This window comes from Pseudomonas oplopanacis (assembly GCF_057128725.1).
In genome coordinates this window covers 92,381-114,927 of sequence record NZ_JBSKHV010000004.1, presented here as the reverse complement: position 1 = coordinate 114,927, position 22,547 = coordinate 92,381, and the positions used below count along the sequence as shown (strand labels likewise).

24 protein-coding genes are annotated in these 22,547 nt (G+C 59.4%); 12 read left to right on the top strand and 12 right to left on the bottom strand.

Going from position 1 to position 22,547, the window contains the following annotated elements; translation table 11 throughout:
- Nucleotides 1-8 precede the first annotated feature (8 nt).
- From ACWKV5_RS10835 to cysB, 3 genes are all read left to right on the top strand, one after another.
- Nucleotides 9-914: a 5'-nucleotidase gene (locus tag ACWKV5_RS10835; RefSeq protein ID WP_123432643.1), complete on the top strand. Its 906-nt coding sequence runs from the start codon at nucleotides 9-11 to the stop codon at nucleotides 912-914.
- A 96-nt stretch (nucleotides 915-1,010) separates the two neighbouring features.
- Nucleotides 1,011-1,514, top strand: a complete 504-nt coding sequence (locus ACWKV5_RS10830) for a universal stress protein (RefSeq protein WP_123432642.1) — start codon at nucleotides 1,011-1,013, stop codon at nucleotides 1,512-1,514.
- A 113-nt stretch (nucleotides 1,515-1,627) separates the two neighbouring features.
- A complete protein-coding gene (cysB, locus tag ACWKV5_RS10825) occupies nucleotides 1,628-2,602 on the top strand; it encodes an HTH-type transcriptional regulator CysB (RefSeq protein ID WP_027925712.1) in 975 nt (324 codons plus the stop codon).
- Nucleotides 2,603-2,611: 9 nt separating this feature from the next.
- On the opposite strand, the gene ACWKV5_RS10820 is transcribed toward cysB, so the two are convergent.
- Nucleotides 2,612-3,094, bottom strand: a complete 483-nt coding sequence (locus tag ACWKV5_RS10820; RefSeq protein ID WP_483841261.1) for a GreA/GreB family elongation factor — start codon at nucleotides 3,092-3,094, stop codon at nucleotides 2,612-2,614.
- Between the two features lie 2 nt (nucleotides 3,095-3,096).
- Nucleotides 3,097-3,507: a hypothetical protein gene (locus ACWKV5_RS10815; RefSeq protein WP_483841260.1), complete on the bottom strand. Its 411-nt coding sequence runs from the start codon at nucleotides 3,505-3,507 to the stop codon at nucleotides 3,097-3,099.
- Between the two features lie 124 nt (nucleotides 3,508-3,631).
- Here ACWKV5_RS10815 and earP point away from each other — a divergent pair, with 124 nt between their 5' ends.
- Entirely contained in the window at nucleotides 3,632-4,789 is a 1,158-nt protein-coding gene (earP, locus tag ACWKV5_RS10810) for an elongation factor P maturation arginine rhamnosyltransferase EarP (protein WP_483841259.1), read from the top strand.
- A gap of 48 nt (nucleotides 4,790-4,837) precedes the next feature.
- On the top strand, nucleotides 4,838-5,407 hold the full coding sequence (locus ACWKV5_RS10805; RefSeq protein ID WP_007908599.1) for an elongation factor P: 570 nt from the start codon (nucleotides 4,838-4,840) through the stop codon (nucleotides 5,405-5,407).
- A gap of 115 nt (nucleotides 5,408-5,522) precedes the next feature.
- Here the strand turns inward: ACWKV5_RS10805 and ACWKV5_RS10800 are convergent, their stop codons facing one another.
- The 4 genes from ACWKV5_RS10800 to ACWKV5_RS10785 form a co-directional block, all read right to left on the bottom strand.
- Nucleotides 5,523-6,536 carry an alpha/beta hydrolase gene (locus tag ACWKV5_RS10800; RefSeq protein WP_483841258.1) on the bottom strand — a complete coding sequence of 338 codons (1,014 nt, stop codon included), beginning with the start codon at nucleotides 6,534-6,536 and terminating at the stop codon, nucleotides 5,523-5,525.
- Nucleotides 6,537-6,569: 33 nt separating this feature from the next.
- Nucleotides 6,570-6,989: an organic hydroperoxide resistance protein gene (locus ACWKV5_RS10795; protein ID WP_483841257.1), complete on the bottom strand. Its 420-nt coding sequence runs from the start codon at nucleotides 6,987-6,989 to the stop codon at nucleotides 6,570-6,572.
- A 352-nt stretch (nucleotides 6,990-7,341) separates the two neighbouring features.
- The gene (locus ACWKV5_RS10790) at nucleotides 7,342-7,803 is read right to left on the bottom strand and encodes a MarR family winged helix-turn-helix transcriptional regulator (protein WP_483841256.1); all 462 of its coding nucleotides are present in this window, start codon (nucleotides 7,801-7,803) and stop codon (nucleotides 7,342-7,344) included.
- Between the two features lie 70 nt (nucleotides 7,804-7,873).
- Nucleotides 7,874-8,830 carry a LysR substrate-binding domain-containing protein gene (locus ACWKV5_RS10785; RefSeq protein ID WP_483841255.1) on the bottom strand — a complete coding sequence of 319 codons (957 nt, stop codon included), beginning with the start codon at nucleotides 8,828-8,830 and terminating at the stop codon, nucleotides 7,874-7,876.
- A gap of 107 nt (nucleotides 8,831-8,937) precedes the next feature.
- Between ACWKV5_RS10785 and ACWKV5_RS10780 the strand changes: the two genes are divergently transcribed.
- Nucleotides 8,938-9,687, top strand: coding sequence for a sulfite exporter TauE/SafE family protein (locus tag ACWKV5_RS10780; RefSeq protein ID WP_483841454.1), 750 nt, complete (start codon nucleotides 8,938-8,940; stop codon nucleotides 9,685-9,687).
- On the opposite strand, the gene ACWKV5_RS10775 is transcribed toward ACWKV5_RS10780, so the two are convergent.
- Complete coding sequence (locus ACWKV5_RS10775) at nucleotides 9,677-10,531, bottom strand: LysR substrate-binding domain-containing protein (protein WP_027925721.1); 855 nt, start codon at nucleotides 10,529-10,531, stop codon at nucleotides 9,677-9,679. The two genes, ACWKV5_RS10780 and ACWKV5_RS10775, sit on opposite strands and share 11 nt — an antisense overlap.
- Before the next feature lie 96 nt (nucleotides 10,532-10,627).
- On the opposite strand from ACWKV5_RS10775, the gene ACWKV5_RS10770 reads away from it, so the two are divergent.
- Together ACWKV5_RS10770 and ACWKV5_RS10765 are read left to right on the top strand one after the other, a co-directional pair.
- Complete coding sequence (locus ACWKV5_RS10770) at nucleotides 10,628-10,843, top strand: DUF1127 domain-containing protein (protein ID WP_483841254.1); 216 nt, start codon at nucleotides 10,628-10,630, stop codon at nucleotides 10,841-10,843.
- Between the two features lie 64 nt (nucleotides 10,844-10,907).
- The gene (locus tag ACWKV5_RS10765) at nucleotides 10,908-12,137 is read left to right on the top strand and encodes a winged helix-turn-helix domain-containing protein (protein ID WP_483841253.1); all 1,230 of its coding nucleotides are present in this window, start codon (nucleotides 10,908-10,910) and stop codon (nucleotides 12,135-12,137) included.
- 88 nt (nucleotides 12,138-12,225) lie between these two features.
- On the opposite strand, the gene ACWKV5_RS10760 is transcribed toward ACWKV5_RS10765, so the two are convergent.
- The gene (locus ACWKV5_RS10760; RefSeq protein ID WP_123432632.1) at nucleotides 12,226-13,572 is read right to left on the bottom strand and encodes a class II 3-deoxy-7-phosphoheptulonate synthase; all 1,347 of its coding nucleotides are present in this window, start codon (nucleotides 13,570-13,572) and stop codon (nucleotides 12,226-12,228) included.
- A 162-nt stretch (nucleotides 13,573-13,734) separates the two neighbouring features.
- Here ACWKV5_RS10760 and ACWKV5_RS10755 point away from each other — a divergent pair, with 162 nt between their 5' ends.
- Nucleotides 13,735-14,490 (top strand): spermidine synthase, encoded by a 756-nt coding sequence (locus ACWKV5_RS10755; protein ID WP_140670919.1) that lies wholly within the window; start codon nucleotides 13,735-13,737, stop codon nucleotides 14,488-14,490.
- 111 nt (nucleotides 14,491-14,601) lie between these two features.
- Here ACWKV5_RS10755 and ACWKV5_RS10750 read toward each other — a convergent pair whose 3' ends face one another.
- Entirely contained in the window at nucleotides 14,602-15,393 is a 792-nt protein-coding gene (locus tag ACWKV5_RS10750) for a crotonase/enoyl-CoA hydratase family protein (protein WP_483841252.1), read from the bottom strand.
- A 421-nt stretch (nucleotides 15,394-15,814) separates the two neighbouring features.
- On the opposite strand from ACWKV5_RS10750, the gene ACWKV5_RS10745 reads away from it, so the two are divergent.
- Nucleotides 15,815-17,488: a DEAD/DEAH box helicase gene (locus tag ACWKV5_RS10745; protein ID WP_007943712.1), complete on the top strand. Its 1,674-nt coding sequence runs from the start codon at nucleotides 15,815-15,817 to the stop codon at nucleotides 17,486-17,488.
- Between the two features lie 213 nt (nucleotides 17,489-17,701).
- Here the strand turns inward: ACWKV5_RS10745 and ACWKV5_RS10740 are convergent, their stop codons facing one another.
- A complete protein-coding gene (locus ACWKV5_RS10740; protein WP_483841251.1) occupies nucleotides 17,702-18,469 on the bottom strand; it encodes a DODA-type extradiol aromatic ring-opening family dioxygenase in 768 nt (255 codons plus the stop codon).
- Nucleotides 18,470-18,572: 103 nt separating this feature from the next.
- On the opposite strand from ACWKV5_RS10740, the gene ACWKV5_RS10735 reads away from it, so the two are divergent.
- Nucleotides 18,573-19,229: a thiopurine S-methyltransferase gene (locus ACWKV5_RS10735; protein ID WP_483841453.1), complete on the top strand. Its 657-nt coding sequence runs from the start codon at nucleotides 18,573-18,575 to the stop codon at nucleotides 19,227-19,229.
- Between the two features lie 194 nt (nucleotides 19,230-19,423).
- Here ACWKV5_RS10735 and htpX read toward each other — a convergent pair whose 3' ends face one another.
- Both htpX and ACWKV5_RS10725 read right to left on the bottom strand, forming a co-directional pair.
- Nucleotides 19,424-20,314, bottom strand: coding sequence for a protease HtpX (htpX, locus tag ACWKV5_RS10730; protein WP_027925729.1), 891 nt, complete (start codon nucleotides 20,312-20,314; stop codon nucleotides 19,424-19,426).
- A 317-nt stretch (nucleotides 20,315-20,631) separates the two neighbouring features.
- Nucleotides 20,632-21,843 (bottom strand): pyridoxal phosphate-dependent aminotransferase, encoded by a 1,212-nt coding sequence (locus ACWKV5_RS10725; protein ID WP_123432627.1) that lies wholly within the window; start codon nucleotides 21,841-21,843, stop codon nucleotides 20,632-20,634.
- 226 nt (nucleotides 21,844-22,069) lie between these two features.
- Here ACWKV5_RS10725 and msrB point away from each other — a divergent pair, with 226 nt between their 5' ends.
- Nucleotides 22,070-22,465, top strand: a complete 396-nt coding sequence (gene msrB, locus ACWKV5_RS10720; protein ID WP_223519212.1) for a peptide-methionine (R)-S-oxide reductase MsrB — start codon at nucleotides 22,070-22,072, stop codon at nucleotides 22,463-22,465.
- Nucleotides 22,466-22,547: the final 82 nt, after the last annotated feature.

The window sequence follows — 22,547 nt, the reverse complement described above, 5'->3', positions numbered from 1 at the left end:
GGAAGGGCATGGCCAAGACTATCGACGACAAACTGGTGCTGGCGATTTCTTCGCGGGCACTGTTCGACCTGAGCGAAAGCCACAAGGTGTATCTGTCGAGCGGCGTCGAGGCTTACCGGCAATACCAGATCGAGCACGAGGATGAAATCCTCGAGCCCGGTGATGCCTTTCCGCTGGTGCAGAAACTCCTCAATCTCAATACTCTTCTCGGCCGCGCCCGGGTCGAGGTGATCCTGGTGTCGCGCAACAGCGCCGACACCGGGTTGCGGGTGTTTAACTCGATTCATCACTACGGCCTGGCGATTTCCCGCGCGGCGTTTGTCGGCGGGCGCAGTCCTTATCCGTATCTCAAGGCCTTTGGCTGTGACCTGTTTCTGTCGACGCATGCCGAAGACGTGCGCAGTGCACTGGAGGCCGGTTTCGCCGCGGCGACCATTCTGTCGGGTGGTGCCAGCCGCGCGGCCAGCGATGAATTGCGGATTGCCTTCGACGGCGATGCGGTGCTGTTTTCCGACGAGTCGGAGCGTGTCTATCAGTCGGGTGGCCTGGAAGCGTTTCAGGCCAGCGAACGTGAAGCCGCCCGTGAGCCATTGCGCGGAGGGCCGTTCAAAGGCTTCCTGGCGGCCCTCAATCTGTTGCAGCGTGAGTTTCCCGACGACGACTGTCCGATCCGCACCGCGTTGGTCACAGCGCGTTCTGCGCCGGCCCATGAGCGCGTGATCCGTACGTTGCGCGAATGGGACATTCGCCTGGACGAATCACTGTTTCTCGGTGGCCTGACCAAATCGGCGTTTCTTGAAGCGTTCGCCGCCGATGTGTTTTTCGACGATCAGGCCGGCCATTGCGAATTGGCCCGCGAAGTCGTCGCCACCGGTCATGTACCGCACGGCATAAGCAACGAGCAAAAGGTTTAAGCCCACCGTTCAACGCGTTACGCAGAGCGTCGTACTCGCCAAGGCACTGCTAAGCTGAATCAAATCTCCGCCATGTTGGCTTGCGAGGAGATCCTAATGATTCAGTCGATGCTGTATGCCACTGACCTTGGCCTATATGCACCGTTGGTGATGCAACATGCCTTGGCCCTGGCGCGGACATTCAATGCCGACTTGTATGTGGTCCACGCGGTTGAGCCCATGGGGCTGTTTGCCGAATCGGTGCTTCAAAGTTATCTCGATGAACAGGCCTTGAACGAGTTTCACAGTCAGGGCCTGAGTACCGTAATTGCCAATATCGAGCAGCGGGTGCTCGACAGTTTTCGCGAAGAGCTGGGGGATGAAGGGGAGCAGGATCTGGCGCGAATCCGCGCGGTGCGTGTCCTTCAGGGGGATCCGTCGCAGGTGATTCTCGACCAGGCGCAGAAACTCTCTGTGGATTTGCTGATCGTAGGTAGTCACAGCCATGGTGCTGGCGCAGAAACGCCCTTGGGCAGGACCGCAGCGCGTGTGTTGCAGCTGTCGCGGGTGCCGGTCTACCTGGTGCCGCTGGTAGAGCGTCGCCGCCAGGAAGATCGCTAGAACACAAATAGTGGCAATTTGACAAAAAAGTTCTAGATTTATTCTTCATGCCATTAATATAGTTATATACCGTCGCTGATGCCCGTGGCGTCTACCTGCTTTGAGGGATTCATATGAAGCTTCAACAATTGCGCTACATCTGGGAAGTGGCGCACCACGACCTCAACGTTTCCGCTACCGCCCAAAGCCTTTACACCTCGCAACCGGGTATCAGTAAACAGATCCGCCTGCTGGAAGACGAACTGGGCGTCGAGGTGTTCGCCCGCAGCGGCAAGCACCTGACCCGCGTCACCCCGGCCGGCGAGCGCATCATCACCACCGCCGGCGAAATCCTGCGCAAGGTTGAAAGCATCAAGCAGATCGCCCAGGAATTCTCCAACGAGAAAAAGGGCACCCTGTCGATCGCTACCACTCACACCCAGGCACGTTATGCGTTGCCTCCGGTGATCAGCACCTTCATCAAGCAATACCCGGACGTTGCCCTGCACATGCACCAGGGTTCGCCGATGCAGATCGCTGAAATGGCCGCTGACGGCACCGTGGATTTCGCCATTGCCACCGAAGCGCTGGAGTTGTTCGGCGACCTGGTGATGATGCCGTGCTACCGCTGGAACCGCTGCGTGGTCGTGCCACAAGGTCACCCATTGACCAAGCTGTCGAAGCTGACTCTCGAGGCCTTGGCCGAATACCCGATCGTAACGTACGTGTTCGGTTTTACCGGCCGCTCCAAGCTCGACGAAGCCTTCAGCCATCGCGGCCTGACGCCGAAAGTGGTGTTCACCGCCGCCGACGCCGACGTAATCAAGACTTACGTTCGCTTGGGGCTGGGCGTGGGCATCGTGGCGAAAATGGCGGTCGATGCCAAACTCGATAGCGATCTGGTCATGCTCGATGCGAGCGATCTGTTCGAATCGAGCATCACCAAAATCGGTTTCCGTCGTGGCACTTTCCTGCGTGGCTTCATGTGCGACTTCATCGAGAAGTTTGCCCCGCACCTGACCCGCGAAGTGATGGCCAAAGCCATTCAGTGCCACAACAAGCAGGAACTGGAAGAGCTGTTCGACGGCGTCGAACTGCCGGTCCATTAATCTCCCTTTCTATACCACCTCGGTGACAGAAAACTGTTGCCGAGCACCCGCCACCAGAATCTCCACTTCATCCCCTTCGAACTTGCCCAGCAGGCTTTTGCCCAGCGGCGAGCGGGGGGTGATGACGGTGATCATTTGCCCTACCAGGTCGACCTTCAGGCCAGCTGCATCGGGGGCCAGAAACAGCCATTGCTCACGACCCTTCTCGTCTTCCAGGCCGAGCAATGCCCCGACTTCAATGCCACGTTGATCGTCATAAGGGCGCAAGGCCAGGTTCTGGCACAGCGTCAGTGACTGGCGGATTTCCTCGACCCGTTTGGCCTGGCCGGCCGCCAGATAGGAAGCCTCCAGCCCGAGGGTGTCGTACTTGTTTTCGGCGATGTTTTCTTCGTGGGTCGCGGTTTCGTACGCGGTTTGCGCAGCACGTTCGGCGATGTCGAGATCGATCCGCAGCTTGTCGAGAATCAATTGGTGGACGGATTGTTTGTTCATGATCAGTCGCAGAATTGCAGGACATTGGCGCGGCTTTTTTCGCTCGGCGCGGTATGGTCCTGCTGCAACCAGAACTGGCATTTCGGATTGGACAGATTGCGACTGCTGCTACGGGCCTGATCCATGCGCACTTGTTGCTCGTCCTTGCGCAGGTTCTCTTCGTATTGCTCGAACAACGGGCTCTGCGGTGGAATATCCGGCCTCGGCTGTTCGACAACCGGCGGCTTGGCCAGTTGCTCCACCGCAGCGGCGACCGGTGCCAGTTGTTCTTTGAAAAACACCGCCGAGACGAGCCAGCAGGTCAGCGCGATGGCGAGAAATCCCAGCCACAAACCGAGGGCAACGCTGCCGGTCAATTGCAGGGCGCTGAGCTGGATTGGCAACGGGCGGCGCGGGTTGGGACGGTAGGGCATGGCTGCCTCCTGGCGGATGGTCGCGGGCGAATGGCGATTGTCGCACGAAGATTAATCGCCGTCGGCTCTTCTGCACGAGGTAATTTATGCGGACAATCGGTGCCTTTGCCAACGGGAATCTGGAATGCCTGAACTGCCTCAAGTGAAAAGCCGCTGGCGCTGGGATATTTTTTGCACCGTGGTCGACAACTTTGGCGACATCGGCGTGACCTGGCGCCTGGCTCGACAACTGGTGGCCGACCATGGTCTGGAAGTGCGCTTGTGGGTCGATGACCTGCGCGCCTTCGAACGCCTGTGTCCCGAGATCGACACCCATGTCGCGCAGCAATGGCAGGCCGGTGTCGAAGTGCGCCAATGGCCGACCGAGTGGTTGGCCACCGAAGCGGCAGAGGTGGTCATCGCTGCATTCGCCTGCCAGTTGCCGAGTGCCTACATGGACGCCATGGCCGCGCGGGCAAAGCCGCCGCTGTGGATGAACCTCGATTACCTGAGCGCCGAGGACTGGGTGATCGGCTGCCACGGTTTGCCGTCGGTCAAATATAAAACGGTGCAGAAGTACTTCTTTTTTCCGGGATTCCGGCCGGGTACCGGCGGTCTGCTGCGTGAAAGTGGGCTGCTTGAGCGTCGCCGGCAGTTTCAGCAAAGTCCAGAGGCTCAACGCGAATTCCTTCAAGGGTTGGGCATCGAGCGTGCGCCGAATGCGCAATTGATCTCGTTGTTTGCCTACGAGAATGCCGGCTTGTCGAGTTGGCTGGAGGTGCTGGCCGCCGATTCGACACCTACGCATTTGCTGGTGCCCGAAGGGCGGATTCTCGGCGATGTCGAACGCTGGCTCGGCGTTGAAGGATTAGTCGCGGGAGCCCTGCATGTTCGCGATGGCGTGACCGTCCAGGTCCTGCCGTTCGTCCGACAGGACCAGTACGATCACCTGCTCTGGTGCTGCGATTTCAACGCCGTGCGCGGTGAAGACTCCTTCGTCCGCGCCCAATGGGCGGGCCGGCCGATGCTCTGGCACATCTATCAGCAGGAGGAAGACATCCACCTGGACAAGCTCGATGCGTTCCTCGCGCTGTACACAAAAGGCCTGTCCGAGCCCGCCAGCCAAGCGATAAACGGTCTTTGGCACGCCTGGAATGCCGGTCATGATATGTCCGACCACTGGCGCACGGCCCGCAAACACTGGCCAGAGCTGCAAAAACACGCCGAGGCGTGGTGTCTGGAACAAGCCTTGCAGGCCGATCTTGCCGCGGCGCTGGTACAGTTTTATGTAAATTGGATATGATACGCGGCCTAGATTTTTGTAAATCCCATCCAAATTCGGATATTCGCAATGAAAACTGGTAAAGAACTGAAACCCGGTACCGTGATCCGTCTCGAAAACGATCCTTGGCTGGTTCAGAAAGCTGAATTCACCAAATCCGGTCGTAACAGCGCGATCATGAAGACCAAGCTGAAAAACCTGCTGACCGGTTACAAGACCGAGATCGTTTACAGCGCTGACGACAAACTGGACGACGTGATCCTCGACCGCAAAGAAGCGACCCTGTCCTTCATCAGCGGCGACACCTACACGTTCATGGACACCACTGACTACACCATGTACGAGTTGAACGCTGAAGACATCGAAGCCGTTCTGCCTTTCGTTGAAGAAGGCATGACCGATGTTTGCGAAGCGATCTTCTTCGAAGAGCGTCTGGTTTCCGTAGAACTGCCGACCACTATCGTGCGTGTAGTTGACTACACCGAAGGTTCGGCTCGCGGCGACACTTCTGGCAAGGTGATGAAGCCTGCCAAGCTGGCCAACGGTACTGAGCTGCAAGTTGCTGACTTCATCGAAATCGGTGACAAGATCGAGATCGATACCCGCGAAGGCGGTTCCTACAAAGGCCGTGCTAAATAAGCACTGCTTGAGTAATGAAAAAGCCCGACCATTGAGTCGGGCTTTTTTGTGCCTGCAATTTCAGCTTCAACGTTGCACCCTTGTGGGAGCGAGCAGGCTCGCTCCCACAAGGTTCTTACTTCAGGTGTTGCTTCAGTTCTTCAGAGGCTTGCAACATCGCCGAACGCACCGCAGGCACCTGGCTCACCACATTGAGCAAACCGTAGTCGTGGATCATGCCGTTGTAGCGAACCGACGTCACCGGCACCCCGGCCTCATCAAGTTTGCGAGCATAGGCTTCACCCTCATCGCGCAGAACGTCGGCGCCCGCCGTCTGCACCAGTGCCGGTGGCAAGCCTTTCAGCTGTGCGGTGGTTGCCCGCAGTGGCGAGGCGTAGATCTCGTTTCGCTGGTTGGCGTCCGTGGTGTAGTTGTCCCAGAACCACTTCATCGCGTTTTTGGTGAGGAAGTGCCCCTCGGCAAACTGGTTGTATGACGCCGTTTCGAAGTTCGCATCCGTCACCGGCCACAGCAGCACCTGGAACTTGATCGCCGGCGTGCCCTTGTCCTTGGCCATCAGCGCAACCACTGCCGCCATGTTGCCGCCGACGCTGTTGCCGGCTACGGCCAGGCGCTTGCTGTCGACGTTGATCTCTTTGCCGTGCTCGGCCACCCATTTCGTCGCGGCGTAAGCCTGGTTGATCGCTACCGGGTAATGCGCTTCCGGCGACGGGGTGTAATTGACGAACACCGCAACCGCTCCCGAGCCCGATACCAGGTCACGCACCAATCGTTCGTGGGTCGGGAAGTCGCCCAGCACCCAGCCACCGCCGTGGAAGAACATGAACACCGGCAGCTCGCCCTTGACCCCGGCCGGCCGGACGATGGTCAGGCTGAGCGGTTGGCCGTCGACTTGAATGGTCTTCTGGCTGACATCGGCTTTTGGCAGCGTCAGTTTCACCCCGGCTTGCGCACCCACCAGTACGGCGCGGGCGTCTTTGGGGGAGAGTTGTTCCAACGGCTTGCCGGTGCCGGCATTCAGAACGTCGAGGAAGGCTTGGGTGTTGTGTTCAACACCGTCGCCTGCGAACGCGTTGCCGATGGACAGGGCGAGAAGGGTGCCGGTCAAGACTTTGCTGAAAGTGTTCATGTTCATTTCCTGTTCGGGCCTTGGGATCAGCGATTAGACGGTGACGTGCAGGCGCACATCGACGTTGCCACGGGTGGCGTTGGAGTACGGGCAGACCAGGTGGGCCGCGTCGACCAGGGCTTTTGCATCGGCTTGTTCAAGACCGGGCAGGCTGATGTGCAGATCGATGTCCAGACCGAAACCGCCAGGGATTTGGCCGATGCCGACATGGGCGGTGATCGAGGCGTCGTTCGGGATGGTGCGTTTGGTCTGGCTGGCAACGAATTTCAGGGCGCCGATGAAGCAGGCGGAGTAACCGGCTGCGAACAGTTGCTCAGGATTAGTCGCAGCGCCGCCCGCACCGCCGAGTTCTTTCGGGGTAGCGAGTTTGACGTCGAGGATGTTGTCGCTGGAAACAGCACGACCATCACGGCCGCCAGTGGAGGTTGCGATTGCGGTGTAGAGAGTTTGCATGGTGTGAGCCTCATTCGGGTTTGGGTGATTTGCGCTAAATGTTTGCGCGCTAAGTAAGTGCGAGGTGAATGTATCGCGCAAGTATTTAGCGCGCAAGATAAATTTTCGAAAAAGTTTTGGGCGGAATTTGGGCGGGCGATGTGAAGGGCCGAGCTAGAGCGGTCGAGGTGGGGTTTTCAGGATTGAAATTTTTTTGAGGAGGGGCTGATCGAGGTTGGAAGGGGCACCACAATTCCAATGTGGGAGCGAGTCTGCTCGCGAAAGCAGGGTGTCAGTCGACATCAATGTTATATGTCACACCGCTTTCGCGAGCAGGCTCGCTCCCACAGGGGATCTAGGTTGGGTTTGAAAATCAGAGGCTGTCCTGCAAGTTGCCGCGCAGCACTTGCAGCTCCGCTTGCAGCTTGTTCAGCCGCTCCACCGTCATGCCGCTCGCGCCGAGGATGCACTGCGGAATGCTCCGTGCCTTTTCCCGCAAGGCGCGGCCTTGATCGGTGAGTTCGACGATCACCACCCGTTCGTCTTCGCGGCTGCGGGTGCGGCTGAGCAGACCTTCGACCTCCAGGCGTTTGAGCAACGGGGTCAATGAGCCGGGATCGGTCAGCAGTCGCGTGCTGATTTCCCCGACGGTCAAACCATCGCGTTCCCACAGCACCATCATCGCCAGGTATTGCGGATAGGTCAGGCCCAGCGCTTGCAGCAGCGGTTTATAGACCTTGGTCATCAGCAGCGACGTCGAGTGCAGGGCGAAACAGGCCTGATTATCCAGCAGCAGTTGTTCGCAGGTATCCGGGGTGTCGCGTTCGGTGGTCATCTCAAAAGCCTTGATCGGTAATCTTCATGAATCTAGCGGGCGAATCTTTAATGCGCCAGATAATTCTGGACTAGTGGCGATCCAGCGTGTTTTGCAACGCCAGGTCCCACGGCGGGATAGGGCTGAAGCGGGTCTTGAGGTATTCCAGCAACAACCGGCTGCGTGAGTTGGGCTGCTGCGCCAGTCGCAAGGCATAGATGCCGGCGCTCTCCGGTTTGGGCAGCCCGTTATCGCAGAACAGCGGCAGCAGTTCACCGCGCAGCAGGTATTCGCTGGCCAGCCAGGTCGGCAGATGGGCGATGCCCAGTCCGGCCAGGGCGCCACAGAGCAACGCCTCGGCATTGTTGGCGCTCATGCGGATCCGCGCCGGACGGTGCAACTGCATCTGCCCATCGCGTTCGAAGCGCCAAGCGAACGGCGGGGCGAGGCCATCCCAATCGAGGCCGTCGTGATCGACTAATTGTGCCGGCTCGGTTGGCACACCGCGGCGTTGCAGATAGTCCGGGCTGGCGCAGGCAACGCGCACCAAGCTCGCCAGTGGTGTGGCCACCAGCCGGGTGTCGGCCATCTGTCCGGCGCGCAACACCAGATCGACCTTGCCCAGGTTCAAGCCTTGCATGTCGACGAAGCTGTCGATCAGGTGCAGTTGCACGTCGAGGCCGGGGTATAGCATCAGGAAGTCGGCAATCACCGGGGCCAGATGCCGTCGCCCGAATGCCGCGGGCGCATCGATCCTGATCAAGCCTTCCGGCGCGCTGCTCAGGGACACCGCTTCGGCGCGGGCCAGCCGGAGTTCTGCGACGATTCGTCGGGCGCGCTCGGCAAAGGCCAGGCCCGCCGGGGTCGGCATCACTGCGTGTGTGCTGCGGGTGAACAACTGGCTGCCGACAGCTTTTTCCAGGCTGTCGATGCGCCGCGCCACGGCTGATGGGGTCAGGGGATGGCGGCGTGAGGCCGCAGAGAAGCTTCCGGATTCCAGTACATCAAGAAACAGCCCAAGCTGTTCGGTCAATTGATTAGGGTTCATGGTGATCACGGCTGTGCGAAGTTGGCACAGCCATTGTGCGTTGCTGTGCGTTTCCGCGCCATCGAGGACTGCGTAGCATGAACACCCTGTCAAAAGAGGAATCGCCCGTGATCGAGTTTGTGATGTATCTAGTGTTTGGCGCGGCCCTCGGCACGCTCGGCGGGTTGTTCGGCATCGGCGGCGGCTTGATCGCGATCCCGTTGCTGGGCGTGCTGTTCGGGCTAGATCAACAGATCGCCCAAGGCACCGCGCTGGTGATGGTCGTACCCAACGTCATGCTGGCGCTGTGGCGCTACCACCAGCGCAATCGCATCGAATTGCGCCACGCGTTGCCCTTGGCGACGATGGGCTTCTGTTTCGCGTGGATCGGTTCGATCTGGGCAGTCGGCATCGATGCGCAAACCATGCGGATCGGATTTGTCGCGTTCCTGGTGGCGCTGTCGGCCTACAACCTGCTCAGAATGTTCATCGCCAACACTCCCGCCTCGGCGCAGATGCATTACGGCTGGCCATGGCTGGGTGTACTCGGTGCGGCTTCCGGGGCCATGGGCGGCTTGTTTGGTGTAGGCGGGGCGGTGGTGGCGACGCCGGTGTTGACCAGCGTGTTCGGCACCAGCCAGGTGGTGGCCCAAGGGTTGTCGCTGGCGCTGGCGTTACCCAGCACCGGCGTCACCTTGGTGACCTACGCGGCGCACCATCAGGTGGACTGGTTGATTGGCGTGCCATTGGCCATCGGCGGGTTGATGAGCATCAGTTGGGGCGTAAAGATCGCCCACGCACTGCCGGAGCGACTGCTGCGCGGGTTGTTCTGCGGTTTTCTGGTGCTCAGCGCGGTGATGCTCGCGTTTAAAGTTTGAAGCCTTCGACGATGTGCTCGGCCAGGCACTCGGTGATCGGCGACGGGTTGTGCAGATTGCGCACGAGCATGATGCAGGCCTCCGGTAATTGCGGCAGGTCTTCGGCCTCACCGAGGATGCGCATGTCCGGGGTAATCAGGCTTTCCAGTTGCGCGGTCACCGCCAGCCCGGCACTGACCACGGCCATCAACGCCGACAGGCTCGAACTGTTGTAGGCAATCCGGTAATCACGGCCCATGGCATCCAGCGCATTACACGCCCACAGCCGGCAGAAACAATCACTGTTGAACATCGCCAGAGGCAGCGGCGTCTGCTCATGGGCGCTGAAACATTGCGCCTCGGCCCAGACGAAACGTTCCTTGCGCAGCAACTGGCCAATCTCGGTGCCGGGCTCGCGAGTGACGATTGACAGGTCCAGATCCTGGCGTTGCAGCAATTGTTTTGATGATTCGCAGTGAACCTCAATCTGGATCAGCGGATAGCTCTTGGCGAAACGCGACAAAATCCCCGGCAAAAAACGCATCACGTAATCGTCCGGCGTCCCGATGCGCACGGTGCCGACCATGTGCGGCTCACGCAGTGTGTTGAATACTTCGCTGTGCAGCTTGAGGATGCGCCGCGCATACCCCAGCAAAACCTGGCCTTCGGCGGTCAGTTTGACCTGGCGTCCATCGCGTTCGAACAGTTGGCGCTGCAACACGTCCTCTTCCAGACGTTTCATCTGCATGCTCACCGCCGACTGCGTGCGATTGACCAATTCACCGGCGCGGGTGAAACCGCCCTGGTCGGCGATGGCGACAAAGGTACGCAGGACATCCGTATCGATACTGGGGAAAGCCGACATCCATCAATCTCCGAGATGGTTACCATCAGAAACATTCGTTGGATTGATCTTATCGCTGAGGCGAGACTTGAGCCATCCCCAACGGAGGACAACAAGATGAAAGGTCATAACGAGGTTGTAACGGAACAAAAATTCTCAAGCCACGTGGTATCGGATCTGCTGCACAAGTTTAGTCGCTGGTACGAACTTCATCGCGAGCGCGAGCTGCTGGCGAGCCTGAGCGATGAAGCACTGAAGGACATCGGCATGAGTCGCGCCGACGTCGAACATGAATCGGTCAGGCCGTTCTGGGATGATCCGATGCATAAATGATGAGGCCATTGCTACACAAACCCCTCTCTGGTGAGGTAGGTTGCGAGCAGACACGGAGGTATTCATGCCCGCGACGCTGTCCTTTTCCAACAAGCAAGCTCGACGTCTGGCACTGGCTGCCCAAGGGTTCAACGGGCGCCAGCCGCCAGCGGCGATCAAACCGGTTCAACTCAACCGAGTGATCGAACGGCTGGGCATTCTGCAGATCGATTCGGTCAATGCGTTGGTGCGTTCGCACTACCTTCCCTTGTTTTCCCGCCTCGGTAATTACCCCTCCGACTTGCTCGATCAGGCGGCCTGGAGTCAGGGCCGACGTCGAACGTTGTTTGAATATTGGGGGCACGAAGCCTCGTTACTGCCGTTGTCGATGTATCCCCTGATGCGTTGGCGCATGCAGCGCGCTACGCGCGGCAAAGATATTTACCAGCAACTGGCGCGTTTCGGGCGTGAACAACAGGACACCATTCGCAGGGTGCTGGCCTCGGTCGAAGAACTCGGCGCGCTGGGTGCCGGAAGCTTGTCGACCCGTGAGGAACGGGCCGGGCCGTGGTGGGACTGGAGCGCGGAAAAGCATGCGCTGGAATGGTTGTTTGCCGCCGGTGAAGTAACGGTGGCGGGGCGTCGTGGGTTTGAACGACTTTATGATTTGCCGGAGCGGGTGATTCCTTCGGCGATTTTGCAGCAGCCGGAGCTGAGTGAGGCCGAGGCTCAGCGCGGGCTGTTATTGCATGCGGTGACGGCGCTGGGTGTCGGCACGGAAAAGGATTTGCGGGACTATTTTCGCTTGAACCCGGCAGACAGTCGTCCGCGTCTGGCGGAACTGGTCGAGGCTGGTGAGTTGCGGACCTGCGAAGTGCAAGGCTGGCGGCAACCGGCCTATTGCCTGCCCGAGCCGAAAGTGCCGCGCAAGGTCGAGGCCAGTGCATTGCTTTCACCGTTTGATTCGCTGATCTGGGAACGCAGTCGCACCGAGCGGTTGTTTGATTTCCGCTATCGGCTGGAGATTTACACGCCGCAGGACAAGCGGGTCTACGGGTATTACGTGTTGCCGTTTTTGCACAACGAAAGGATTGCCGCGCGGGTGGATCTGCGGGCGGAGCGGGCGTTGGGGCGGTTGGCGGTACACGCGGTGCACGAGGAAGAGCCAGGGCTGGATGATCAAGGGATGCAGGCTTTGGCGGTCAATTTGCGGCGGATGGCGGACTGGTTGGGGCTTGAGCGGGTGCAGTTGAATTGTCAGCGGGTGAGTGCTGCTCGGTTGCGGGTGGCATTGGCACAGCTTGATGGTGTTTGATCTGGCCCCTTCGCGAGCAGGCTCGCTCCCACATTGGATCACCTGAACCTTGTGGGAGCGAGCCTGCTCGCGAATGAAGCGACGCGGTTTAGCGCCGAACCTGTTTCAGTGTCTCAGCAATCAAAAACGCCAATTCCAGCGACTGATCAGCATTCATCCGCGGATCACAATGGGTGTGATACCGGTCCGACAACCCGTCCTCAGTAATCGGCCGCGCCCCACCAATGCATTCGGTCACGTTCTGCCCGGTCATCTCGATATGGATGCCGCCGGCATAACTGCCTTCCGCCTGGTGAACCTGGAAGAACTGCTTCACCTCGCCGAGGATCTGCGCGAAGTCGCGGGTCTTGTAGCCGCTGCTCGCCTTGATGGTGTTGCCGTGCATCGGGTCGGAACTCCACAGCACCTGCTTGCCTTCGCGCTGCACCGCGCGGATCAGTGCCGGCAAATGATCGCCGACCTTGTTCGCGCCCATCCGCGCGATCAGGTTCAGGCGGCCCGGGTCGTTGTCCGGGTTCAACACGTCGATCAGGCGGATCAGGTCTTCAGGGTTCATGCTCGGGCCGACTTTGACCCCGATCGGGTTATTCACCCCGCGCAGGAATTCGACGTGCGCGCCGTCGAGCTGACGGGTGCGGTCGCCGATCCACAACATGTGCGCCGAGCAATCGTAGTAATCGTTGGTCAGGCTGTCGCGCCGCACGAAGGCTTCTTCGTAATTGAGCAGCAGCGCTTCGTGGGCGGTGAAGAAACTGGTTTCGCGCAATTGCGGCGAAGTGTCCATGCCGCAGGCGCGCATGAACGCCAGGGTTTCATCGATGCGGTCGGCCAGGTGGCTGTATTTTTCCGCCAGCGCCGAGTTGGCGATGAAGTCCAGGTTCCACTTGTGCACTTGATGCAGGTCGGCAAACCCGCCCTGGGCGAATGCGCGCAGCAAGTTCAGGGTGGCGGTGGACTGGTGGTAGGACTGAAGCAGACGTTCCGGGTCCGGCACGCGGCTCTTCTCGTCGAAACCGATGCCGTTGACGATGTCACCTCGGTAGGCGGGCAGGGTCACGCCATCGATGGTTTCGTCATTGGCGGAGCGCGGCTTGGCGAACTGACCGGCCATGCGCCCGACCTTGACCACCGGGCAGCCGGCGGCGAAGGTCATGACGATGGCCATTTGCAGCAGGACTTTGAAGGTGTCGCGGATTTTCGCGGCGGAGAACTCGGCAAAGCTCTCGGCGCAATCGCCGCCCTGCAACAGGAACGCGCGCCCCTGGGTCACTTCGGCAAACTGACGGCGCAACTCCCGGGCCTCACCGGCAAACACCAGCGGCGGATAACTGGCCAGGGTTTGCTCGACCTGCTGCAAATGCGCGGCGTCGGGGTATTGAGGTTGTTGCTGGATCGGCAGGGCGCGCCAGCTGTCAGGGCTCCAGGGTTGGCTCATCACGTTCTCTAGTGTTTTACGCTCGGACGGTCATGTTATCAGCAATTAGTGCGTGACCTGTTCCCGTCGCTTCGCGGACAATCGCGCCTTTGCCGCGCCCCCTCGCGGTTTTCTTGCGCTGCTGTTTATCACAGGTCGGCGCGGCAGCAATCAGGAGACGAAATGACTGAGGAGCGCGTCGAGCATCTGCTCGCCGAGGTACAGGATGAGTTCGGCGTGATACGCGTGCTGGAAGTCGCCGACTACCGTTTTCTGGAGTTCGGCGATGCCATCGAGCAGAGCTGCGTCTTCACCGCTGATCCGAGCTGGCTCGAGTACGACTACACCCGGGCGATGCTGATCGGTGCGCTGTGCCACGAACAGCCTGAAAGCGCGCTGTTTCTAGGGCTTGGCGCGGGCACGTTGACCCAGGCTTGCCTGAAGTTCCTGCCGCTGGAAGATGTCGAAGCAATTGAATTGCGCCCGGACGTGCCGCGCCTGGCCATTGAATACCTGGGGCTGGACGATGATCCTCGGTTGTATATCCGGGTGGGTGATGCGCTGGAGTTGCTCGACACCGCTGAGCCGGCGGACCTGATTTTCGTCGACCTTTACACCGATGTCGGTCCGGGTGTCGGGCATCTGGCGTGGAGCTTTCTGGAAAACTGTCAGAAGCGCTTGAATCCGGGTGGCTGGCTGGTGATCAACCAATGGGCCACCGATGATGGCAAACCGTTGGGCGCGGCGTTGTTGCGCGGGCTCTATCACCGGCATTACTGGGAGCTGCCGGTGAAGGAGGGCAATGTGATTTTGATCGTGCCTTCAGAACTGGATCAGGAACTGGACATGGACGGTTTGATCGCCCGGGCTGAAGGGCTGGCGCCGCGATTGGGGTATTCGTTGCAGTCGCTGATCAAGGCGATTCGCCCGGCGACTTGATGTGTTGTGCGGGCGGGCCCCTTCGCGAGCAGGCTCGCTCCCACCTTTGAAATGCATTCCCCTGTGGGAGCGAGCCTGCTCGCGAAGGGGCCATCAAAGCCAGCACAGATCTCAAAGCCCTTTGAAGATACCGGGCCGCTTCTCGACCATCGACCGCACTCCCTCTTTGGCATCCTCACTCGCCAGCAACTTCTTCACCAGCGGCGGCAACCCCTGCGCCGCGGCAGTTTCCCCTTCATAACGCGCCTGCCGCGCCGACATCAACGTCGCCTGCACCCCCAGCGGCGCCTGTCGGGCAATTCGTTCCGCCAATTCAATCGCCCGTGGCAGCAGATCCTCGCTGGCCATGACTTCCTGTACCAGGCCCAGATGCAACGCGTCATGCGCATCGAACTCATCGCCGGTGAGCAGCCAGCGCATGGCATTGCCCCAGCCGGCGACCTGATGCAGACGCAATGTCGCGCCGCCAAACGGGAAGATCCCACGCTGCACTTCTTTCTGGGCGAATCGGGTGTTGCTCGCGCACAGGTTGATGTCAGCGGCCAGCATCAACTCGATGCCGATGGTCAGGCAGTAGCCTTGGGCGGCAACAATCACCGGTTTGCTGACGCGGGGGCCGGCAAAAACACCCCACGGATCGCAGCCGCCCGGCGGGGCCTGCCAGCCTTCGGCCAACGCTGCGCTGGCACTGACCAGATCGAGCCCAGCGGTGAAATGCTCGCCATGGCCGAACACCACCGCGACCCGCGCCTCGCTGTCGGCCTCGAATTCGCCGTAGGCCAGGCTCAGTTCGTTGAGCAGTTCAAGGTCGAAGGCGTTGCGCTTGGCCACCCGATCCAGGCCGATCATCAGGACATGACCGTGTCGTTCGCGGGTGACGCGACTGCAAGCGGGCTGATTCATGGAACAATTCCTCGGGCGGGAAGGGTGTGTCAGACCGCAGGTCTGCCTGTTGACGATGAACCGTTTTAGCGCCATCACCAGCAGGGCCGGGCCTTTGAAAAATAGACCGTCTCAGGATTATCCGCAAAGCCTGTGACACAACGGTGTATCCGTCAGTTTTCCGACAAATAATGCTCCCTTTTTGGGCGAATTCCGGTATAGTGCGCGCCGGCCTTTAACCGGGCCGCGTTTAGGTAGCGCAATTCCCCGAAGTCAGCTTCGGCTGCACGTCCGCACAGCGGACTCTCCCTTGACGAATCTTTTTCATTCATTCGTTTTCGCAAATCCCCGCCGACAAAGCAGCCAGGGCGACTCTTGAGTCTTACACGGCATGCGCAGCTTTGGAGCATGGGTCTTTGCGGATGCACTTAGAGGCAGACCCATGACCCAGGAAACCGGCGGCTTCGCCGCTTTTAATCTTAATCCGAATATCCTTGCAGCCGTCATTGCGACCGGCTACGAAGAGCCTTCGGCTATTCAGCAGCAATCGATCCCGATCATCATGGCCGGCCACGACATGATTGGCCAAGCGCAAACCGGTACCGGTAAAACCGCCGCGTTCGCCCTGCCAATCCTGCATCGCATCGATCCTGCAAAGCGCGAGCCGCAAGCCCTGATCCTGGCGCCAACCCGTGAGTTGGCGCTGCAAGTAGCAACCGCTTTCGAAACCTACGCCAAGCAAATGCCGGGCGTTACCGTTGTGGCCGTTTACGGCGGCGCCCCTATGGGTCCACAACTGAAAGCAATCCGTAATGGCGCACAGATCGTTGTCGCCACGCCGGGCCGTCTGTGCGACCACCTGCGTCGTGACGAAAAAGTCCTGGCTACCGTGAACCACCTGGTTCTCGACGAAGCGGACGAAATGCTCAAACTGGGTTTCATGGACGACCTCGAAGTCATCTTCAAGGCACTCCCTGCAACCCGTCAGACCGTATTGTTCTCGGCCACCCTGCCGCAGTCGATCCGTGCCATTGCCGAACGCCATCTGCGCGATCCGCAACACGTGAAGATCCAGACCAAGACTCAGACCGTTACCGCGATCGAACAGGCTCACCTGTTGGTTCACGCTGACCAGAAGACCTCGGCTGTATTGAGCCTGCTGGAAGTGGAAGATTTCGACGCCCTGATCATGTTCGTGCGCACCAAGCAAGCGACCCTGGACCTGGCCAGTGCCCTGGAAGCCAAAGGCTACAAAGCCGCTGCGCTGAACGGTGACATTGCTCAGAACCAGCGTGAGCGCGTGATCGAATCCCTCAAGGATGGCCGTCTGGACATCGTTGTGGCGACCGACGTTGCCGCTCGTGGTCTGGACGTTCCGCGCATCACTCACGTGTTCAACGTTGACATGCCGTACGACCCAGAGTCCTACGTTCACCGTATCGGCCGTACCGGCCGTGCCGGTCGCGAAGGTCGTGCACTGCTGCTGGTGACTCCACGTGAGCGCCGCATGCTGCAAGTGATCGAGCGTGTAACCGGTCAAAAGGTTGCCGAAGTTCGCCTGCCGGACGCTCAAGCTGTTCTCGATGCCCGCATCAAGAAACTGACCAACAGCCTGTCGCCGCTGGTAGCTGATGCCGAGTCGACCCACGGTGATCTGCTGGATCGCCTGACTGCCGACATCGGTTGCACTCCACGTGCACTGGCCGCTGCTCTGCTGCGCAAGGCAACCAACGCTCAGGCGTTGACCCTGGCTGCCATCGAGAAAGAACGTCCACTGGTGCCGAACAACGCACCGCGTGGCGATCGTCCAGAGCGTACCGGTGATCGTCCGGACCGTGGTGACCGCGAGCGTCGTGCTCCGGTTCCATTGGCTGAAGGTCGTGCTCGTTGCCGTACCGCGCTGGGTGCGCGTGACGGTATCGCTGCCAAGAACCTGCTGGGCGCTATCCTGAATGAAGGCGGTCTGGCTCGTGAAGCCATCGGCCGCATCCAGGTACGTGACAGCTTCAGCCTCGTCGAGCTGCCGGAAGATGGTCTGGAGAAGTTGCTGACCAAACTGAAGGACACTCGCGTTGCCGGTAAGCAGTTGAAGCTGCGTCGCTATCGCGAAGATTGATCCGCTCTTGAGCTGATTGATCGCACATAAAAAATCCCCGACTGGTTCGGGGATTTTTTTTGCCTGCTTTTTGCCTGGCTTGGAGACTGAGGTGGCCTCATTCGCGAGCAGGCTCGCTCCCACAGGGGATCTTTGTATTACACAGATATTGTGTTCACTGAAGATCCCTGTGGGAGCGAGCCTGCTCGCGAAGGACGCGACTCGGTCTACCGGTCAGCCAAAACGATAAATATCCATGCCCAACGCGCCCATGGTGAAACCCTGATGCGCAATGCTGAACTCGCCTCCGGCCCCGCGAGCAAAGTACAAAGGCAACAGATGCTCATCGCCAGGGTGATTGCGCACCGCATTGGGCGCTTGCTGACGATAATCGTGCAGCGCCGCTTCATCGTCGGCCGCGAGTTTCTCGATCATCCAGTCGCGGAAGGATTTGGCCCACGGCTCGACGCTTTCCGGGCCCGCATGCCAATCCAGTTCACGCAGGTTGTGCGTGATGCTGCCAGAGCCGATCAACAGTACGCCTTGCTGGCGCAGGCTGGTCAAGGCATGGCCGACGCGGGTTTGCAGAGCAGGGCCGCCACGGGTAGGCAGCGAGACTTGCACAATGGGGATATCGGCTTGCGGATACATCAACGTCAAAGGCACCCAGACACCGTGGTCGAACGGGCGCTTGGCATCAATGCGTGCTGGCAGATCGGCGGCCTTCAGTAATTCGACCACCTGCGTCGCCAATTGGGGATTGCCGGGTGCCGGGTACTGAACGTCGAACAACGCCTGAGGAAAGCCGCCGAAGTCGTGCCAGGTTTCCGGCTGGGGATTGCCGCTGACCAGCAGCTCATTGCTTTCCCAATGCGCAGATACAATCACGATGGCTTTCGGTTTCGGCAATTCGGCGGCCAATCGAGCGAGCGCCGGCCCGCTGGCCCCCGGTTCCAGTGCCAACATGGGCGAGCCATGGGATATGTACAGGCTGGGGAACATGAAAGAGCTCCTGAGGGGTAAGATGGCGTCATCTTCAGTCAGATCATTGATCTAAATCTAATATAAGTTTTAGGGTCTTTTGATCGAATTTTCGGGATTAATTATGCAGCCGGAGTTTTGGCACAAGCGGTGGACGACGAATCAGATCGGCTTTCACCTGCCGGAAGTGAATCCTTATCTGCAACGGTACTGGCCGCAGCTGGCACTGGAAGAGGGCTCGCGCGTACTGGTGCCGCTATGCGGGAAGAGCCTGGATCTGCTGTGGCTGGCAAAGTGCGGTCACGAGGTGTTGGGCGTCGAGCTGTCGGAAAAAGCGGTAGAAGACTTTTTCCACGAGCATCAATTTGATCCGGACGTCAGCGACCAAGGTCCCTTCACGGTCTATCGAGCGGGCTCGATCGAGATCTGGTGTGGGGATTTCTTCGCGTTGACGGCCGGTGATGTTGCCGATTGCAGCGCGCTGTACGACCGCGCTGCACTGATAGCCTTGCCGCCGAAGATGCGCGAGCAATACGCCGAGCACTTGAAGCGGATTTTGCCGAAGGAGTCGCTGGGGGTGCTGATTACCCTGGACTACGACCAGGCGCAAATGGAAGGCCCACCGTTTGCTGTGCTGGATGATGAGGTGCAGCGGTTGTTTGGTAGCTCGTGGTCGCTGAAGATTCTGGAAGATCAGGATGTTCTGAATTCGAGCGGGAAATTCCTCGAGGCGGGCGTTACTCGGCTTGAAGAGCGGGTGTATCGGGTTTCCAGCCATTAAGGTGTGTTGATTTTGCTGGCCCCTTCGCGAGCAGGCTCGCTCCCACAATGGATCTTGGGTGAACACAAATTGTGCAATCACAGACGATCTGTGGGAGCGAGCCTGCTCGCGAAGGGGTACTAATGAGCACCGCATCAACCCGGTAAATAAAAAAGGCCCGCATCACTGCGGGCCTTTTTTTTGCTGCTGAACAATCAGCGCTGAAGTCGATGCAGCGCGTTGATGCGCTCTTCCAGCGGCGGGTGGCTCATGAACATCCGGGCGAACCCTTGCTTGATGCCACCGTTGATGCCAAAAGCGTTCAGGGTGTCCGGCATATGCACCGGCAGGCCCTGTTCGGCGCGCAGGCGTTGCAGGGCGCCGATCATCGCGGCAGTACCGGCCAGGCGTGCCCCGGCTTCGTCGGCACGGAATTCACGCTTGCGCGAGAACCACATGACGATGGAGCTGGCCAGAATGCCCAAGACCAGTTCGGCAAAGATGGTTGCCACGTAGTAGGCAATCCCCTGGCCTTCTTCGTTCTTGAAGATCACCTTGTCGACGAAGTTGCCGATGATCCGCGCGAAGAACATCACAAAGGTGTTCACCACGCCCTGAATCAGCGCCAGGGTGACCATGTCGCCATTGGCCACGTGGCCAATTTCGTGGGCCAGCACGGCTTTCACTTCATCAGGCGAGAAACGCTCCAGCAAGCCCTGGCTGACCGCGACCAGTGCGTCGTTCTTGTTCCAGCCCGTGGCGAACGCGTTCGCCTCGTAGGCCGGGAAAATCCCGACTTCAGGCATCTTGATCCCGGCTTCCCGAGACAGTTGCTCGACGGTTTGCAGCAGCCATTGCTCGTGACGGGTGCGTGGCTGGGTGATGATCTGGGTGCTGGTGCTCATCTTCGCCATCCATTTGGAGATGAACAGCGAGAACAGCGAACCGGCAAAACCAAAGACCGCACAGAAAATCAGCAGCTGATTGAGGTTCAGATCAACCCCGTTGGCCGCCATGAACCCGTTGAAGCCGAAAAGGCTCAGGGTGATGCTGGCAATCAGCACGACCGCCAGGTTAGTGGCCAAAAACAGCAGGATGCGCATCATGGTTGTAGAAATCTCCTCGTGCTAAAGATGTAGCTTACTGCGGGGTATATAAGGTGCTGCACCGGGCTATTCAACCGGGTGACTATTTCAAACTGTGTCCTACGGCAACAGTCTAGCCGCTTGAAGGCCTTTTCCGACGCAGGCATGGGAAATGTTTGACAGGCAAAGCGTGGCTCAGGCCCCGTGGTTGTTAGACGCGAGCACCCAACCAGTGACCAGGCATGACTTGAAGCAAGGATGTGCGGCAGGGCGCAGAGATGTGTTGCTGAATTAATCACCGCGCGACTTTCGCAAAAAGTCGCACGGTGACAGACCCTTTACTGACGGTAGGACTTGAGGAAGCTGCCGATCCGCCCGATGGCCATCTCCAGGTCATCCACGCGCGGCAGGGTCACCACTCGGAAGTGGTCCGGCCAAGGCCAGTTGAAGGCCGTGCCCTGAACCACCAGCAGCTTCTCGGAGAGCAGCAGGTCGAGCACGAACTTCTCGTCGTTATGGATCGGGCAGACTTTCGGGTCGATCCGCGGGAACGCATACAGCGCGCCCATCGGCTTGACGCAGGTGACGCCCGGAATGTCGTTGAGCAGTTCCCAGGTGCGATTGCGCTGTTCCAGCAAGCGGCCCTGCGGCAGCACCAGGTCATTGATGCTCTGATAGCCGCCCAGCGCGGTCTGGATCGCGTGCTGGCTCGGCACGTTCGCACACAGGCGCATGTTGGCCAGCATGTCGATGCCTTCGATGTAGCTCTGCGCGTGATGTTTCGGGCCGGAGATGGCGATCCAGCCGGAACGGAAACCGGCCACGCGATAAGACTTGGACAGACCATTGAAGGTCAGGCACAGCAGGTCCGGGGCCAGGGACGCGGTGCAAATGTGCACGGCGTCGTCGTACAGAATCTTGTCGTAGATTTCATCCGAGAACACCACCAGGTTGTGCTGGCGCGCCAGTTCGAGCATGCCCAGCAGCACTTCTTTGGAATACACCGCACCGGTCGGGTTGTTCGGGTTGATGATCACCAGCGCCTTGGTGTTCGGCGTGATCTTGGCCTTGATGTCGGCCAGGTCCGGCCACCAGTTGGCCTGTTCGTCGCACAGGTAATGCACCGGGTTGCCGCCGGACAGGCTGACCGCGGCCGTCCACAGCGGATAGTCCGGGGCCGGCACCAGCACTTCGTCGCCGTTGTTGAGCAGGGCCTGCATCGACATCACGATCAACTCGGAAACGCCGTTGCCCAGGTAGATGTCTTCGATGCCGACGCCTTCAACCTGCTTCTGCTGGTAGTACTGCATCACCGCTTTGCGCGCGCTGAACAGGCCTTTGGAATCGCTATAGCCCTGGGCGGTCGGCAGGTTGCGGATCACGTCCTGGAGGATTTCGTCCGGCGCTTCGAAACCAAAAGGCGCCGGGTTGCCGATGTTCAGCTTGAGGATGCGATGACCTTCCTCTTCCAGGCGTTTGGCGTGCTTGAGCACTGGGCCGCGAATGTCGTAGCAGACGTTGGCGAGCTTGTTCGATTTGCTGACCTGCATGGCGATGTGTTCCCGAAAATGAACGATCCAGGCGGTGTATGAACTACCGTACTGGGAATCCTGCGTATTCACACAGGCCTGACGCCTTGAGATGCAGCACCCATAAATCCGTTTGAATGCGCGTGGTATGGCTGCCAGACTGGCGTTTGACGAGGCGCAATCATACGTGCCGCCCGATCCGTGGAAAAGGTACAGATCGGGCTTTTTCAGTTGCCGAGGTGTGAAGATGGAAAAGTTGGAAAAAACCCTGGAAGAATGGAAGGCGATGCTCGATCCGGAGCAGTACAACGTGTGCCGCCTCAAGGGCACCGAACGGCCGTTTTCCGGTAAATACAACGGCACCAAGACAGACGGCGTTTATCACTGCATCTGCTGCAACGAGCCGCTGTTCGACTCCAAGACCAAATTTGACTCCGGCTGCGGCTGGCCGAGCTTCTACGCGCCGATCGGCGACAGCGCCATGGTCGAGATCCGTGACGTCAGCCACGGCATGATCCGCACCGAAGTGGTCTGCGCCAAATGCGATGCACACCTGGGGCACGTGTTCCCGGACGGTCCGCCGCCGACAGGCCTGCGTTATTGCATCAACTCGGTGTGCCTGGATCTGGTGCCGCGCGAATAATGTGAACGCTGTAGGAGCACGGTTTGTCGTGCTTCCATTGATTTATTAAATTGCACACAATTCAATTGCTCGCTATGTTTAA

Coding starts and splice junctions, on each gene's coding strand:
- ACWKV5_RS10835 (WP_123432643.1), top strand. CDS start 9: ATGGCCAAGACTATCGACGACAAACTGGTGCTGGCGATTTCTTCGCGG.
- ACWKV5_RS10830 (WP_123432642.1), top strand. CDS start 1,011: ATGATTCAGTCGATGCTGTATGCCACTGACCTTGGCCTATATGCACCG.
- cysB (WP_027925712.1), top strand. CDS start 1,628: ATGAAGCTTCAACAATTGCGCTACATCTGGGAAGTGGCGCACCACGAC.
- ACWKV5_RS10820 (WP_483841261.1), bottom strand. CDS start 3,094: ATGAACAAACAATCCGTCCACCAATTGATTCTCGACAAGCTGCGGATC.
- ACWKV5_RS10815 (WP_483841260.1), bottom strand. CDS start 3,507: ATGCCCTACCGTCCCAACCCGCGCCGCCCGTTGCCAATCCAGCTCAGC.
- earP (WP_483841259.1), top strand. CDS start 3,632: ATGCCTGAACTGCCTCAAGTGAAAAGCCGCTGGCGCTGGGATATTTTT.
- ACWKV5_RS10805 (WP_007908599.1), top strand. CDS start 4,838: ATGAAAACTGGTAAAGAACTGAAACCCGGTACCGTGATCCGTCTCGAA.
- ACWKV5_RS10800 (WP_483841258.1), bottom strand. CDS start 6,536: ATGAACACTTTCAGCAAAGTCTTGACCGGCACCCTTCTCGCCCTGTCC.
- ACWKV5_RS10795 (WP_483841257.1), bottom strand. CDS start 6,989: ATGCAAACTCTCTACACCGCAATCGCAACCTCCACTGGCGGCCGTGAT.
- ACWKV5_RS10790 (WP_483841256.1), bottom strand. CDS start 7,803: ATGACCACCGAACGCGACACCCCGGATACCTGCGAACAACTGCTGCTG.
- ACWKV5_RS10785 (WP_483841255.1), bottom strand. CDS start 8,830: ATGAACCCTAATCAATTGACCGAACAGCTTGGGCTGTTTCTTGATGTA.
- ACWKV5_RS10775 (WP_027925721.1), bottom strand. CDS start 10,531: ATGTCGGCTTTCCCCAGTATCGATACGGATGTCCTGCGTACCTTTGTC.
- ACWKV5_RS10770 (WP_483841254.1), top strand. CDS start 10,628: ATGAAAGGTCATAACGAGGTTGTAACGGAACAAAAATTCTCAAGCCAC.
- ACWKV5_RS10765 (WP_483841253.1), top strand. CDS start 10,908: ATGCCCGCGACGCTGTCCTTTTCCAACAAGCAAGCTCGACGTCTGGCA.
- ACWKV5_RS10760 (WP_123432632.1), bottom strand. CDS start 13,572: ATGAGCCAACCCTGGAGCCCTGACAGCTGGCGCGCCCTGCCGATCCAG.
- ACWKV5_RS10755 (WP_140670919.1), top strand. CDS start 13,735: ATGACTGAGGAGCGCGTCGAGCATCTGCTCGCCGAGGTACAGGATGAG.
- ACWKV5_RS10750 (WP_483841252.1), bottom strand. CDS start 15,393: ATGAATCAGCCCGCTTGCAGTCGCGTCACCCGCGAACGACACGGTCAT.
- ACWKV5_RS10745 (WP_007943712.1), top strand. CDS start 15,815: ATGACCCAGGAAACCGGCGGCTTCGCCGCTTTTAATCTTAATCCGAAT.
- ACWKV5_RS10740 (WP_483841251.1), bottom strand. CDS start 18,469: ATGTTCCCCAGCCTGTACATATCCCATGGCTCGCCCATGTTGGCACTG.
- ACWKV5_RS10735 (WP_483841453.1), top strand. CDS start 18,573: ATGCAGCCGGAGTTTTGGCACAAGCGGTGGACGACGAATCAGATCGGC.
- htpX (WP_027925729.1), bottom strand. CDS start 20,314: ATGATGCGCATCCTGCTGTTTTTGGCCACTAACCTGGCGGTCGTGCTG.
- ACWKV5_RS10725 (WP_123432627.1), bottom strand. CDS start 21,843: ATGCAGGTCAGCAAATCGAACAAGCTCGCCAACGTCTGCTACGACATT.
- msrB (WP_223519212.1), top strand. CDS start 22,070: ATGGAAAAGTTGGAAAAAACCCTGGAAGAATGGAAGGCGATGCTCGAT.